This window comes from Streptomyces sp. NPDC051109, assembly GCF_044455885.1.
GTDB lineage: Bacteria > Actinomycetota > Actinomycetes > Streptomycetales > Streptomycetaceae > Streptomyces.
On the sequence record NZ_JBITFF010000024.1, the window covers coordinates 1 to 13,953 of the forward strand.

Annotated in this window: 15 protein-coding genes; 8 read left to right on the forward strand and 7 right to left on the reverse strand. The window is 73.0% G+C overall.

Annotated features, from left to right (window positions below):
• The first annotated feature begins 436 nt into the window (after positions 1-436).
• From ACIBAD_RS31800 to ACIBAD_RS31815, 4 genes are all read left to right on the forward strand, one after another.
• Entirely contained in the window at positions 437-1,423 is a 987-nt protein-coding gene (locus ACIBAD_RS31800) for a hypothetical protein (RefSeq protein WP_398910148.1), read from the forward strand.
• Between the two features lie 23 nt (positions 1,424-1,446).
• A complete protein-coding gene (locus ACIBAD_RS31805) occupies positions 1,447-2,634 on the forward strand; it encodes a CHAT domain-containing protein (protein ID WP_398910150.1) in 1,188 nt (395 codons plus the stop codon).
• A 116-nt stretch (positions 2,635-2,750) separates the two neighbouring features.
• The gene (locus ACIBAD_RS31810; protein WP_398910152.1) at positions 2,751-3,293 is read left to right on the forward strand and encodes a DUF4232 domain-containing protein; all 543 of its coding nucleotides are present in this window, start codon (positions 2,751-2,753) and stop codon (positions 3,291-3,293) included.
• A 101-nt stretch (positions 3,294-3,394) separates the two neighbouring features.
• A complete protein-coding gene (locus tag ACIBAD_RS31815) occupies positions 3,395-3,928 on the forward strand; it encodes a hypothetical protein (RefSeq protein WP_134067902.1) in 534 nt (177 codons plus the stop codon).
• Positions 3,929-4,388: 460 nt separating this feature from the next.
• Here the strand turns inward: ACIBAD_RS31815 and ACIBAD_RS31820 are convergent, their stop codons facing one another.
• Both ACIBAD_RS31820 and ACIBAD_RS31825 read right to left on the reverse strand, forming a co-directional pair.
• Positions 4,389-5,039: a hypothetical protein gene (locus ACIBAD_RS31820; RefSeq protein ID WP_398910155.1), complete on the reverse strand. Its 651-nt coding sequence runs from the start codon at positions 5,037-5,039 to the stop codon at positions 4,389-4,391.
• A gap of 104 nt (positions 5,040-5,143) precedes the next feature.
• A complete protein-coding gene (locus tag ACIBAD_RS31825) occupies positions 5,144-5,389 on the reverse strand; it encodes a hypothetical protein (RefSeq protein WP_134067900.1) in 246 nt (81 codons plus the stop codon).
• A gap of 40 nt (positions 5,390-5,429) precedes the next feature.
• On the opposite strand from ACIBAD_RS31825, the gene ACIBAD_RS31830 reads away from it, so the two are divergent.
• The gene (locus tag ACIBAD_RS31830; RefSeq protein ID WP_398910157.1) at positions 5,430-5,711 is read left to right on the forward strand and encodes a hypothetical protein; all 282 of its coding nucleotides are present in this window, start codon (positions 5,430-5,432) and stop codon (positions 5,709-5,711) included.
• Here the strand turns inward: ACIBAD_RS31830 and ACIBAD_RS31835 are convergent.
• From ACIBAD_RS31835 to nadE, 4 genes are all read right to left on the reverse strand, one after another.
• Positions 5,705-6,184 (reverse strand): hypothetical protein, encoded by a 480-nt coding sequence (locus ACIBAD_RS31835; protein ID WP_208328876.1) that lies wholly within the window; start codon positions 6,182-6,184, stop codon positions 5,705-5,707. The genes ACIBAD_RS31830 and ACIBAD_RS31835 overlap by 7 nt on opposite strands.
• A gap of 155 nt (positions 6,185-6,339) precedes the next feature.
• Positions 6,340-7,059, reverse strand: a complete 720-nt coding sequence (locus ACIBAD_RS31840) for a hypothetical protein (RefSeq protein WP_134067898.1) — start codon at positions 7,057-7,059, stop codon at positions 6,340-6,342.
• Between the two features lie 124 nt (positions 7,060-7,183).
• Positions 7,184-8,218: a serine hydrolase domain-containing protein gene (locus ACIBAD_RS31845; RefSeq protein ID WP_398910160.1), complete on the reverse strand. Its 1,035-nt coding sequence runs from the start codon at positions 8,216-8,218 to the stop codon at positions 7,184-7,186.
• A 460-nt stretch (positions 8,219-8,678) separates the two neighbouring features.
• Positions 8,679-9,509 carry an ammonia-dependent NAD(+) synthetase gene (gene nadE / locus ACIBAD_RS31850; protein ID WP_398910161.1) on the reverse strand — a complete coding sequence of 277 codons (831 nt, stop codon included), beginning with the start codon at positions 9,507-9,509 and terminating at the stop codon, positions 8,679-8,681.
• Positions 9,510-9,679: 170 nt separating this feature from the next.
• Here nadE and ACIBAD_RS31855 point away from each other — a divergent pair, with 170 nt between their 5' ends.
• Positions 9,680-10,102, forward strand: a complete 423-nt coding sequence (locus ACIBAD_RS31855; RefSeq protein ID WP_134067896.1) for a hypothetical protein — start codon at positions 9,680-9,682, stop codon at positions 10,100-10,102.
• 29 nt (positions 10,103-10,131) lie between these two features.
• Here ACIBAD_RS31855 and ACIBAD_RS31860 read toward each other — a convergent pair whose 3' ends face one another.
• On the reverse strand, positions 10,132-10,770 hold the full coding sequence (locus ACIBAD_RS31860; protein WP_398910163.1) for a TetR/AcrR family transcriptional regulator: 639 nt from the start codon (positions 10,768-10,770) through the stop codon (positions 10,132-10,134).
• Positions 10,771-10,893: 123 nt separating this feature from the next.
• On the opposite strand from ACIBAD_RS31860, the gene ACIBAD_RS31865 reads away from it, so the two are divergent.
• Both ACIBAD_RS31865 and ACIBAD_RS31870 read left to right on the forward strand, forming a co-directional pair.
• On the forward strand, positions 10,894-13,137 hold the full coding sequence (locus tag ACIBAD_RS31865) for an MMPL family transporter (protein WP_398910165.1): 2,244 nt from the start codon (positions 10,894-10,896) through the stop codon (positions 13,135-13,137).
• Positions 13,134-13,931 (forward strand): DUF2993 domain-containing protein, encoded by a 798-nt coding sequence (locus ACIBAD_RS31870; protein WP_134067893.1) that lies wholly within the window; start codon positions 13,134-13,136, stop codon positions 13,929-13,931. The genes ACIBAD_RS31865 and ACIBAD_RS31870 overlap by 4 nt, the downstream gene beginning before the upstream one ends.
• The last annotated feature ends 22 nt before the right edge of the window (positions 13,932-13,953 follow it).

Here is a 13,953-nt window from a genome sequence, read left to right on the forward strand (position 1 = left end):
TGCACACCTACAATCACCACCGCGGACACACCGCGCTCGCAGGCAAACCACCCGCCAGCCGCGTCCCCAACCTCACTGGGCAATACACCTAGGGCGGCGCCGGCCTCCCGCGTCAGCGGGCCGGTCGGGTCCAGCCCGGGGGCCCGCGAGCTCGCGGTGCACGTCTTCCAGTACGGCGTCGTCACCGGTCGGACCGCGGCGCGGGCGCCCGCGGACCGCGTCCGCGTTCGCACGCCCGACCCCCAGCTCGCACGCCGTCTCCTCGGCCTCCGCCCTGTCCTCCCCGGCTCGGTGTCCCGGTGTCGCGTCGCTGCCGCTGTCGCGGAGGGTATCCGGGGAACTACCCGCCGGTGCGGGGATCGTAGGACTAGCATCACCCGACGTGAGTCATCCGGGGGACCCAGCGCACACCGTACGGCCGGCCGCAGAGACGGCGATGGACGCAATGGCGGCGCGGCTGCGGCGTGTTGCCGAACTGCACGACATGACACCGGTATTGGAGGCCGAGGCCCTGCGCGAAGCGCGGCGGCTGGCGGAGCTGCTGTCCGGTGGCGACGACATCGCCGTCCGCCATCTGCTCGGCTGGTTCCACTGGTTCCGCCACCAGGCGTTGGCCGTACGGACGGACCGGGTACCGGACCAGGAGCCGAGACAGGAGCGGGGCCGAGGCCTGGGGCAGGGACAGGACCGGGACCGGGACCGGCCGGACCTGCGGATCGCCGTGCAGGCGCTCACCGCGTGTTTCCTGGCCGGCGACGACAACCTGCCGGAACCGCTCGTGCCCGTCCTCGCGGAGCACGCGGCCGGGTACGCCGTGCAACTTCTCGCGGACCTGGGCGAGTCGGACGACCAGGCCCGCCTCTTCGGCATGGCGAACCTGTGGCAGCGCATCGCGGAGGCCGTGCCCGTCGGGCATCCCCACCGCGCCGTCCACCTGACCGCCCTCGGCAACGTGCTGCGGATCAAATGGCGGCGGGGCGGCCCCCCGGCCGATCTCGACGCCGCGATCGAGCATTTCCGGGAAGCCTTGTCGGCGGTCTCCGGGGAGCCCGGCCGCGCCATGTACCTCTACAACCTCGGAGACGCACTGGGCGCGCGGTTCGACCGGTCGGGAGCGACGGAGGACCTCGACAGCGCCATCGCCCTGCTCGAGGAGGCGGTGCGGGAGGCCCCCGACGACGGCCTCTACCGCGCGCTGGTCCTGACCGGGCTAGGCAGTGCGCTGCGCGCCCGCTACGAGCGGGCCGGCACGCTGCCGGATCTGGACGGCGCCATAGACAGGTACCGGGAAGCGGCGTCCGTGTTCCCCGTGGACCAGCCCGGCAGCGCCGAGATCCTGTCCGGCCTGGGGAACGTCCTGCGGCTCCGCTTCGAACACACGCATGTCACCGGGGACTTGGACGCGGCCGTGGACGCGGGCTGACAAGCCGTGGACACGGCCGCGCCGTGTTCCTGTCGAACCTCGGCATCGCGCTCGACGAACTCCGCGCCGAGGCGGCCCACGGGCCGATCGTGGTGTGCAACGTCAGCGGCTACCGCAGCGACTCGCTGCTGCTCACGGCTGAGGGCATCACCAGCCTCCCGCTGCCCCGGCTCGACCGGGCCACCGTGATCGACCGGATCAACGCCTTCCGCCTGGTACAGAACACGGCGCTCGCGGGGACCGACCCGGCCGAGCGGGAGCAGGCGCAGGTCGTACTCGTCGACGCCCTCGCGTGGTTGTGGGACGCCGCAGCCGGCCCCGGTACTTGGAGGCGCTGGGGCACAAGGGCCCGCCTCTGCCCGACGCGAGGGTGCCCAGGTCCTGCCCCGTGTGTGGTGGGCGCCGGGCGGACTGCTGGGACTCCTGCCGCTGCATGCCGCCGGCCATCACACGGACGCGCCGCAGGACCGTACCGGCGCACCGTGATGGACCGGGTCGTCTCCTCCCACACCCCGACCGTACGCGCGCTGCGCCGCGCCCGCGAACGCGGTCGGTCCCTCGGCGCGGGCGCGGGCGCCGGCGCCGGCGCCACGGCGACCGCCGCTGCCGGGCGGGAGCTGATCGTGGCCATGCCGACCACGCCCGGCCTGCCCGGGGGAGGCCGGCTGCGCTTCGCCGACGCCGAGGCCGCCGTGCTGGAGGACCGGTTCGCGCACCGCGTCGTCCTCGGGGAGCGGGACCGGGCGGGGGAAGACGCCGCACCCACGAAGGCCAACGTACCGGCGCACCTGCCCCGCTGCGCGATCGCGCACTTCGCCTGCCACGGGACCGGCGATCCCGCCGACCCCTCGCAGAGCCGGCTCCTGCTCCGCGACCACGCGGAGGACCCGCTCACCGTCAAGAGCCTGGACGCGGTCGCCCTCGACCATGCGAGGCTGGCCTACCTCTCCGCCTGCCGTACGGCGGCCGGCGACACCGCCGCTCTGTCCGACGAGGCCATCCACCTCACGTCCGCGTTCCAGCTCGCCGGCTTCCCCCATGTCATCGGCACGCTGTGGGAGATCGACGACCAGACCGCCGTACACATCGCCCGGGCCTTCTACGACGGACTCGCGACGGATTCGGGGGCCGTCGACCCGGACCGGGCCGGGCGCCCTGCACGCCGCCGTACGCCGGATCCGGGACGGCGACGGCCTGCCGCCCGGCCATGACCGCAGGCGGGCCCCGCTCCTGTGGGCCGCCCATCTCCACGCGGGGGCGTGAGCCGCCCGCGCCGACGGCGCGGGTTGGTGGGACGCTGGGAGGGGCGAACCGTGGAGGACAACCCATGAAACGCGCAACGCGATGCGTCGCGATCAAGGCCTCTTCCGTATTCCTGCTGGCAGGCTTCGCATCCGGAACCCTGATGGCCGGTTCCGGGGCCGCTGTCGGCGCGGACGAGCCGCGCCGGGCGGCGGCGGCCCCGTGCACGGGCACCCAGGTCGTCGCGAACAGCGCACAGCCGACCGGGTCCGCCCAGGTACGGATCACGGTGACCAACAAGGGGAAGAAGCCGTGCGTACTGAACGGCTTCCCGACGGTGGCGCTCGCGGGCCAGGGCTCGCCGGACAAGAACAAGCCGCTCCAGGTGGTCCGGGTCGGCAAGTCGGGTCCGGTGCAGCTGGCGGCCGGAGGCAGGGCCTCGTCTCAGCTCACCTTCACGCCCGTGCTGGGCGAGGCGGACGGCTACTGCGCCTCCGGCGCGGATCCCTTCGTCGCGCCGTCGATCGTGGTGGGCGTGGCGGGCGGGCGCTACCAGCTGGCGCCCAGCGACGGCAGTGAGTTCGCACTCTGCGGCAACACCGTTCGCGCGACCGCCTTCCGGGCGTAGCGCCCCGGACGCCCGAGCAGGATGCGGCCGGTGTCGGTGCGTTGATATAGCGTGCGCACGTCAAACAATGTACAGTGCACACGCTCACGGGGGATTCCCGCATGACCTACCCGCCCCAGCCGGGCCCCGGCCCCTACGGCCAGCCCGCCCCGCACGCCCAGCAGCCGCCGCAGGGCTACCCGCCTCAGCCGGGGTACGGACAGCCCCAGCAGCCGGGCCAGCCGCCGTACGGGGCCCCGCCGCAGCAGTACCCCTACCCGCAGCAGCAGTTCGCCGCCCCGCCCGCGCCGCCGCGCAAGCGCATGGGGGTCATGAAGATCCTGAAGATCATCGTCGCCGTGGTCGTCGTCATCGCCGCCGCGGTGGGCTACTACGCCAGCCGCGACGACGCCGACAAGGCGAAGGTCGGAGACTGCCTGACGAACAAGGGCAACACCGTGAGCCCCGACCTCCAGGTGGTGAAGTGCGGTGGCGCGACCGCCCAGTACAAGGTGGTCAAGGTGATTCCCGACAGCCTCGACACGAACCAGTGCAAGGGTGTGTCGGACATCGGATACGAGGAGCAGATGCGGGGCTCCCGGCGCAGCTCGGGCAAGCAGTTCGTCCTGTGCATAGACGAGCTCAAGAAGAGCTGACCCCACGCCACCCCCGAGCCGCGGCCTTCCGACAGGCCGCGGCTCGCGCTCGCGCTCATGCCCCGTTGAGCTCGCCGCCAGGGTCGGGCGGGCTTCCTCGGCCGCGTTGGGCCGGCGGTTCGGGCAGAAGCCGACCAGCAGGACCACCACGCCGATCAGGGCGCATCCCGCCGTCCAGAGTGCGCCGACGTGCGTGGCATGGATGAAGGCGGCGTCGGCCGCCCGGGCGAGTCGCGGATCGTGTGTCGCGGCCGCGACGTGGCGGGCGAGCTCCGCCGAGACCCGGGCCTGGTCCCGCACCGGATCCGGAAGGCCCGGCAGAGAGCCCCCGATCGCGCGCCGGTAGACGATCGACGTGATCGTGCAGCCCGCCGCGATCCCCAGCACGCTGCCGGTCTGGCGCTGACCGCGCCGGCCCGCTCCAGGGGCAGGGAACCCAGTACGGCACCGGTGACCGACGCTAGTGACCCGTCGTGCGGAGCCACTGCATCGTGGTGACGAGCTCTTCGCCGAAGTCCTCGCAGAGCGCGAGCAACTCGCGGCCCGTGGATGAGTCGAGCAGCCCTGCGGAATCGGGGAGAACCCCGAGAGCACCGTGGCAGGCGGTCTCGACAGCGCAGTGGCGCGACGCGAAATAGCCCTCGCTCGCCCGGTCCGGCAGGTCGGCGAGGTACTGACGGTGGGCTTTCTCCGAGGGGTGAGAAGAGAAGGAGCCCTCGACGAGACCGTCGAGGTAGTTCGCCAGGCCGGCCGAGGCTTCCACCACTCGCTCGACTTCGTCCACGCCAGCCTTCTCCAGCAGTTCGCCAAAGGTCAGCAGGCTGCTGATGGTCTCCAACTGGAAGAGCTGGACCGTGTCCGGGTCGACCTCAGACGTGAAGAGCGGGGCCGTGCACAGCTCGGCGATCGCTCGCCGGTATGCGCGATCCGACTGTTCACCAGCGGGTGATGCTGCCAGTCGGAACAGCGACTCCAGCACAGACTGGTCGACGCCCCACTCCGCATCCCATTCGAACGCGAGTATCGGGGCGCGCCACCGCCACAGGGCGAGGGCGGCCGCCTGACGCTGGTGGAGGGGCTTCAGGTCCGCCAACCGCTCGATCCGCACCACGTTCTTGGTCAGCCCTTCTGATGTACGGTCCCCGCCGCCCGCTTCACCTCGGGACACTGTAGAAGCCGCCGATGGACCACGTGACCGCCAGGACGTTGCCTGGCCTAATCGAGGCGGTGGACCTGCGGGCTGCGGAAGTTCGGAACGTACCGCGCGCTGGAGTCGAGGCCGTGCACGACCACCCGGTGCACCAGTGTGTACGCGCCGGTGGCCCACTGGACGCGCTCCCGGCCGTGCGGCGGCGGGAGGCCGAGCCGGAGGCCGGACTGGCCCCGGAGCAGCGCGATGCGGTCACCGCCTGCCAGGCGCCGGGGGAGGGCCGCTGAGCCGGTCGGGGGAGCGGCAGTCACGGTGGGGGCGGCCCGTCGTTTCCCGGATATGACTGATTTGATGGTCCAGATTCCGGCCGACTGGCTGGCCCGGGTGTTCCTCTCGCTCCGCCGCGGCTCGTCGCAGGACGCGCAGGTCTCGGCGGCGGAGCTCCAGCCGTTCACCGAGAAGCCCGGGCAGCGGATTCCGGTGCCGCGGGCGACCGTACTGCGCACCGAGCTGGCGCTGAGGGAAGAGCTCGAACGCGCCCAGGAGGCCGAGCGGCGGGCCAGGCTGTCGGAGGAGGCCGACTACCTGATCAGCGCCCGCCTCGGCGGACAGGCCGGTCGCGCCGGTCAGTAGACCAGCTTGTACGTCACGTCCTTGGGTACCGGGGGCGGAGCGGTGTCGGTGTAGAGGAGCCGGATGCTGGTGTAGCGCTGCACGTCCGGGTGGTCGGGCCAGGGCCTCGGGTTGCTCAGGGTCACCTTGACCGGGTACGCCCGGAAGCGGCCCGCCGCGCAGTACGGGGTGCAGTCGTTCACCATGTCGGTGCCGGTGGCCCTCGCGGTCCGCTGCCCCCAGGTGTCCCAGCGCAGCCGGATGAGGCGGTTGTTCCCGTCGCCGCAGGCCAGCAGGTACTCCCGGGGGCGCACCTGGCCCTTCGAGAAGCAGTCGACGACCACGACCGGATTCGGGTCCATGACGGCCCGGGTCGGCTGCGCGGAAGCGGGTACGGCGCCTGCCGCGAGGGCCGCGGCCGCGCACAGCAGGGTGGCCGTCCGCGCCCGGGTTCGGGTGGCGGGAGCGGTCCCGGCGACTCGTGAAGCGTCCACGCAGCCCTCCTCGCATCGGCGGCGGGGTTCTGGTGCCGCCTCGTGGCTACAACCGTCCCCAGCTTCGCTCATCCGGCCGAACCCCGCACCCGCTGAGCCGGGGCCGCCGGGGTCAGGGGCGCGCTTCTCCGCCGGTTCGGGTGCGCCGGTCCGGCTCAGGAGATGGCGTACCACTGGCTGGCCCAGCCGGTGTTGATGGTGCTGGTGGACTGCTCGCCGAGGTTCACGGTGGCAGGCAGGGAGGTCTGGCCGGTCAGGACGGTGCTGTAGCGGAGGTTCGGCGGGGTCAGGCCCGCGTTCACCGAGATCCCGGCGCCCGTGGACTTGAGGGTGAGGGCGTTGGTGGCCCAGGTGCCGTTGAGGAGCAGGGCGATGAAGTAGGTTCCCGGGGCTGCGGTGAAGGGCTTGGCGAGGGGGAACGGCTTGGCGATGGCGTCGGTCATCAGCAGCGGGGAGATGTCCGCGGTGGACGCGCGCAGGGTGCCGTTCGCGTCGTAGACGCCGAGGTAGTTCTGGGAGAGCTGGGCGCCCGGGTCGATGCCGGCGAGCCCGAGCCAGATGTTGGACCAGGTGATCTGCTCGCGCAGCACGATCCGTACGAGGGTGACCCGTCCGGCGACCCCGGCGGCGGACTGGGCGGTGACGTGCCCGGCGTCGTTGGGGTCGCCCGTCCAGGCGAGGAGGTTCTGGTCCTGCGGCCGGGGGCCCTCGAACGCCGGTCCGCCGCCCGGCGTGACGGGAGCGGGCGCCGCGGCGCTGCTGCCGCCGCCCTTGCCCTCCGGGGTACCGCCGGACGCCGTGCAGCCGGTCAGGAGGAGCACCGCCACGAGCGCGGCGGCGAGGCCGGCGGAGACGGTGGTGGTACGGGTGCGCATGGTCCCCCCATGAAATGCGGAAATTCGGAAATGCGGATTCAGCAATGCGGATGTGCCGAAGGAGGCCATGGTCACACGGACCCCTCCCACCCCTCGCGCGAGCCCCCGTGCCGGCGCCCGGGGACTACGGCGGGGGCTGCTTCGCCTCGGTGCCCACCGGAGCGGGCCAGAGGTGGCCCGGGGTCACGATGGAGGTGACCGCGTGCCCGATCATGCTGGACAGGTTCTTGCCCCGGTAGTCGATGTCGCTATTGACGAGCGCCACCGGGGTGGCCTTTTCGGCGGGGAGTTGGGCGGTGATCGTCTCGTAGCCGGGCAGTTCCCCGTTGTGGCCGAGCCGGCCGTCCGCCAGCGCGGGGGCCCAGGTGTGCAGGTCGTCGAGGTCGGAGACGATCGCGCCGGCGGCCCGGGCCCAGGAGGGGTTCCAGTTCGTGGCGTCGGCGACCGTGCCCTTCGGGGTGAAGTCGGTGTACCCGTGGGCGTGCGGGTCGGGCACGGCGCCGTCGCCGGGCAGGGAGGTGTCGTCCAACTTCAGCGGCGCGAACACGTGCTCCCGCAGGTAGTCGGCGAGGCTCTGCCCGCTGGCCTTCTCGACCACCATCCCGAGCAGGATGGTGTTCGTGTTGCTGTACTGCCACTTGGCGCCGGGCGGGAAGTTCGGAGGATGGCGGAAGGCCACGTCCACGAGCCGGCGCGGGGTGTACGTGCGCTGCGGGCCGGCGCGCACACCCGCCAGCCACGTCTTGTCGGTCGTGTAGTCGAAGAGGCCGCTGCGCATCTCCGCGAGTTGGCGCAGCGTGACCGAGTCCGCGCCGGGGACGCAGGAGACGTACCGCGAGATGGGGCCGTCGAGTCCGGCCTTGCCCTGGTCGACCAGTTGGAGGACGGATGTGACGGTGAAGGTCTTGGTGACGCTGCCGATCCGCGAGTAGAGGTCGGACTTCATGGGCGTGCCGGTCTGCTTGTCCGCGACGCCGAAGGACTCCTCGTACACGCCGCGGCCGGGGATCCACAGGCCAATGTCGAGGCCCGGCATACCGGTCTGCTCCATGATCTTCGTGATCGCCGCGTCCAGCCTATGCACGGTGGCGGGATCGAAGTCCGCGCGTACGGCGGCGGGACCGGTACCCGCGCACAGGGCGGTAAACAGCAACCCCACCCCGGCCGGCACGCCGGACCCGGCGCCCACGCGACAGCCCACGCGACAAACGGCACCTGCCCATGACCGGTCACCCTGCGGCAGGCCCGACGACGAGCCTCCCGAGCCCCGGAGGCGCTCCCTTTCATCGTAGGAGCGCCCCCGGCCCACAGCGGTTCCCCGCGCCCCGGGGAAAGCCTGCCAGCCGCGTTGCCAGTAGGCGCAGGCGTGCGCCGTGGGGGCCGCACCGCCGCTCTGGGTGGTGGGACACGGGACCGGGTCGTCACTCGGTGCCGCACGTTCCCACCGCTTCGGCTCCGACGTGGCGCCCGGCGAGTCGTCGAGGTGGAGCGTGTACGCGCCGCCGGCCAGTACGAGCGCGACCCAGCCCGCCACGCCCCAACGCCAGACCTGTCGCGGCACTGCCGCCCCCTGCCCCGCTCCGGATGACCGACGAGCCGACGGGTGGTACGGGTGGTCGTTACGGCGCGATCGGGAGTCGGCGCTTGTGGTCGGTCAGGCGGTAGCGGCGGACGATCGTGTCGAAGGCGCGCTCGTCGACCGGCTTGCCCTCCAGGAAGTCGTCGATGTCGTCGTACGTGACACCCAGCGCGTCCTCGTCGGCCTTGCCCGGGTCCAGGGTCTCCAGGTCTGCCGTCGGGGTCTTCCAGACCAGCTCCGCAGGGGCGCCCAGGACGTCAGCCACGGCGCGCACCCGGCGCTTGGTGAGGCCGGTCAGCGGGACCAGGTCGGCCGCGCCGTCGCCGAACTTCGTGAAGAAGCCGGAGACGGCCTCGGCCGCGTGGTCGGTGCCGACGACCAGGCCGTCGTGGGCGCCGGCCACCGCGTACTGGGCGATCATGCGCTGGCGGGCCTTGATGTTGCCCTGCACGAAGTCCTGGTGGTGGGCGTCCTGGAAAACGGTGCCGCCGGCGAGTGCGGCCTCCAGCGCGGCGTCGCTGGCGGGCTTCACGTCCACCGTCAGCACCCGGTCCGCCTTGATGAAGCCGAGGGCCAGCTGGGCGTCCTTCTCGTCGGCCTGGACGCCGTACGGCAGCCGCATCGCGTAGAACGTCGCCTCGTGGTCGGCCTCGCGGGCCCGCTCCACGGCGAGCTGGCACAGCCGTCCGGCCGTGGTGGAGTCCACGCCGCCGCTGATGCCGAGGACCAGGGAGCGCAGGCCGGTGGAGGTGAGACGCTCGGTCAGGAAGGCCACCCGTCGCTCGATCTCCCTGTGCGCGTCGAAGGTCTCCGACACCTGGAGTTCCCGGGCGATCTCCTGCTGCAGAACGGTGGACGCCGGCCGGCTCACGGCTGCTCCTCTGGTCGATGGTGATGCATGGGGTGCGCTGCCCTGCCGACCCTAGTCGAACTCCTCCGGCGGCTCGAAAGCGGCCGGGCTTGACGGACACCCCCGAAGTTATGACACTCAAAGTGCAAGATGTTGGGTGTCGTGTGACCCCGGAGGGTCAGGAGGCAGTCGTGTCGGAGCGCCGGATCTACGTCATCGCGGGGGCCGTCATGGGCGTGGTCTGGGCGTGGGGCTCGGGCACGCCCGCCTGGGAGCACGCACTGCGCCTCCTCGTGCTGGTCGCGTGTGCCGCGGTCGCGATGGCGCTGGCGCACCGCCGACGGGCCCGCCTCGGCCGGCCGGCCGACCGCCGCCTGCACTCCGGCCTGCTGCTCGCCAAGGTGCTGCTGGTCGCGGCGGCCCTGCTCCTCGACCAGCTGCTCGGCCTGTGGGTCTCCGAGCCGAGCCTGGTCACCGCGGCCGTCCTGTTCGCCGGCATCGCTGCGGGCGGACCCGCCCTGCACCGGCGGCTCGCGCGGGACGGGGGCGGTGCGGGGGGCGGGCGGCCCGCGCCGTCGGATCGCCGCGTCCTGACCGGAGCCGACGCGGAATAGGCGCCCTTGGCGGGTGCCCGGGGGCGCCCTTACGGCCGGTGGGTCTGCGCGGCCGGATCCGTGCTGGCCAGCAGGGCGTGGACGGCCGTCTCCATCGTCCGGGCGGCCGCCTCGACGCTCAGGCCGCTGCTGCGCCAGTGGTACCAGGCGCCCCAGGTGGTCACCGCGTCCAGCCCGTGGAGGACCTCGGTCCTGCGCTCGGCGGGCAGCCGGTCGAGCTCCTCGCGGAAGATGTCGGCCAGTCGGCCCCGGGCGAAGTCCAGGACCTGCCGGGTGACCTCTCTGATCCGGTCCCCGTTCTGCTCCAGTCGCATCAGCGCGAGCTGGGCCGGCGTGATCCACTCCAGGATCCGCGAGCGCTGTTCCGTGAGCGCGGCGACCCGTGCGGCTCTCGGGCCGTCGGTCGGCAGGGGCCTGGTCTGCTCCATGAGCTGCTCCAGGCGCCGCGCGATCGCCGTCTCCACCAGCTGGGACATGTCGGCGTAGTGGTGGAAGACCAGGCGGCGGGAGACCCCCGCGCGTTCGGCGACGCGGTCCGCCGGGAAGTGCGACTCGCCCTCGTCGAGCAGGGACAGCACCGCATCCGCGATCTTCACGCGGGACTGGCGGCTGCGCTCGGCGCGGCCGTCCGCGAGTCGTCCCTCTGACTGCCCCGACGACTGCTGCACGTTGACCCCTCCCGGTCTCACTCGTCGCCATTGTCGCAAAGGGGGGCGCGCGTTGATTTAATTGCACCGTGAGTGCAATGATGGCGAGAACGAGCCACGCCGGACGAGGGGGATCCCGTACGCATGTTCGCCACCCTGGGGCGCTGGTGCGCCCGACGGCCGAAGCGGGTCGTCGCCGCCTGGTTCCTGCTGCTGGTGGGCCTGGCCGCGGCGGTGGGCGTGCTGGGCAGTGCCACCACCGAGGCGGTCTCCATACCCGGCAGCGACAGCCAGGCCGCCCATGACGCCGCCCGCGCGTTCGCGGACCCGGCCTCCGGCCGCCAGCCCCTCGTCCTGCACACGCCCGCCGACGGCCCGCCCCTCACCTCGGAACGCGCACGCGAATCCGTCCAGGAGGCGGCCCGCGCCCTCGCCGCCGGCGACCACGTCCTCGCCGTGACCACCCCGTACGAGCCGGCCGGCAGCGCGGCCCTCGCCCCCGACGGGCACACCGCCTACCTCGCGGTCGAACTGGACCTGGCGGGCCGGGACATCACCGCCGACGTCGTCCACGACCTGATGGACGCCGCCGAACCGGCCGAGGCGGCCGGGATCGAGGTCACTCCCGGCGGCAACCTCGCCGAAGCCGCCGACAGGAAGTCCACCCGGCGCAGCGAGGTCATCGGGCTCTTCGCGGCCTTCGCCGTCCTCCACCTCGGGTTCCGCAAGCCGATCGCGGCCGCCGTACCGCTGGCCACGGCCGTCGTGGGACTCGGCATCTCGCTCGAAGTCATCGGACTCACCGGCCACTTGACGGACATGCCGTCCTCGGGCGCCACCATCGCGGCGATGATCGGCCTCGGTGTCGGCATCGACTACAGCCTCTTCTGCCTCACCCGCTTCCGCGAAGCACTCGCCGCCGGGAAGCAGATCGAGGACGCCGCCGCCCTCACGATCGGCGCCTCGGGCAAGGCGGTGGCCTTCGCCGGCACCGCGGTCACCGCGGCACTCGCCAGTCTGGCCCTCGGCGGCCTGCCGCTGCTCCGCGCGCTGGCGCTCGCCCCCGGCATCGCCGTCCTGGTCGCCGTGGCAGCCACCCTCACCCTCCTCCCCGCGCTGCTCAGCCTGCTGGGACGGCGTCTCGCCCCCGCCTCCTCCGCCCCCGCCTCCTCCGCCTCCGCCTCCGCCTCCTCCGCCTCCTTCACCGCGGACCGGCCGCAGACCTCCCCGCCGCCCGCCCGCGGCTGGGCGCGCATCGCCCGGCACGTCGCCGACCGGCCGTGGCGGTACCTGCTCGCGGGCCTGGCCTTCTTCGCCCTGCCGGCGCTCGCCGCGGCCCAGCTGTCCTTCGGGCAGCTAGACGCCGGAGACAAGTCCCCGGGTACGGCCGGCCGTACGGCCTACGACCGGCTCGCCACCGCATTCGGCCCCGGCGTCAACGGACCGCTCCAGGTGACCGGCATCCTGCCGAAGCCGGCGTCCGGACCGGCGGACCCGGCCGTCACGGCCGTCGCCGAAGCACTGAAGGACACCAGCGGCGTCGCCGCGGTCGGGCCGGCCCAGCTGAGCCGCGACGGCCGGACCGTGCGCTGGCAGGTCACGCCCACCACCGCGCCCGGCGATCCGCGCACCGCCGCCCTGGTGCACCGCCTGCGCACCGGCACCCTCCCGCCCGTCACGAAGGGCACCGGTTGGGAGGCCCACGTGGGCGGCATTCCCGCGACGCAGTCGGACCTCAACGACCGGCTCGCGCAGCGCCTGCCCGCCGTCATCGGGGTCGTCCTCGCCGTCGCCGGGCTGCTCCTCCTCCTGGCTTTCCGCTCCCCGCTGGTCGCCGCCAAGGCGGCCGTACTCAACCTCCTGTCGGTGGCCGCCGCCTACGGCGTGCTCACCGTGCTGTTCCAATGGGGCCGGGGAGCGGTGCTGCTCGGGCTCGGCGGACCCGTGCCGGTCCCGGGGTACGTACCGCTGCTCATGTTCGCGGTCCTGTTCGGGCTCTCCATGGACTACGAGGTCTTCCTCCTGAGCGCCGTGCGCGAGGCATGGCTGGCGAGCGGCGACAACCGCGGCGCGGTGATCACCGGGCTGGCGAGGACCGGAAGGATCATCACCTCCGCCGCGCTCATCATGGTGTGCGTCTTCCTCGCCTACCTCCTGTGGGACGACCCCGTCGTGAAGATGTTCGGAATCGGCCTCGCCACCGCGGTCGCCCTCGACGCCACGATCGTCCGCGGGCTCCTCGTCCCCACCACGATGGTGCTGCTCGGCAAGGCCAACTGGTGGCTCCCCTCATGGCTCGACCGGCTGCTGCCGCAGATGCACGTCGAAGGCGGCGAAGAGGACGCCGTCCGTGCCCCCTCCCTCCCCGAACCCGTGAGGAACGCATGAACCACCGCACCGCCCGGGCCGATGCCCGCGCAAAGGGCGTCGTACGCGGCGCCGCTGCACGAGGCACCGCTGTCCGCGGCCCTGCCGTGCGCCGCGCAGCCGTGCGCCGCCCGCACCGCATCGGGCGGCGGTGGGCGCTGGCCGGCGCGTGCGCGCTGCTCGCCGGTCTCGTACTCGCCGACCGGGTCGCCGCCGGTGTCGCCGAGGGCCGGATGGGCGACCGGATCGCCGCGCGGCAGAGCTCCCTGGTGGCGGCGCCGAGCGTCTCCATCGGAGGGTTCCCGTTCCTGTGGAACGCGGCGTCGGGAACCTACCCGGAGGTGACGGTCGACGGCCGGGCGCAGACGGAGGACGGGCTGCCCGTCACCGCCTCCGTCGACCTGCACGACGTGTCCAAGACGGCGGGAGGCTACGAGGCGGCCGGGGCGCGGGCGGAGTTCAAGGTCCCCCTCGACGCGCTCGCGGCGAAGCGCGGTCCCGGTGTGCGGCTGACCGGGCACGACGGGCGGCTGGAGATCACCCGGTCCGTCATGGGAGTACCGCTGGTCGTGACCGCCGCGCTCACGCTCACCGGTGACACCGTCACGCTCGAACCGGCCGCGGCGTCCTTGGCCGGGCGTCCCCTCGACCCGGCCAATCCGCAGATCGCGGCCGCGCTCAAGGCGGCGGAACGCAAAATACCGGCCCTGCCGCTCGGCCTCGTCCCGTCCGGGATCTCCGTCGACGCGGGCGCCGTCACGGTGCGCGGCGAGGCGAGGGACGTCGGCATCCCCGGTCTCCCCGGCGAGACGTGAGGAAGGGGGCGCCCCCGCTCCG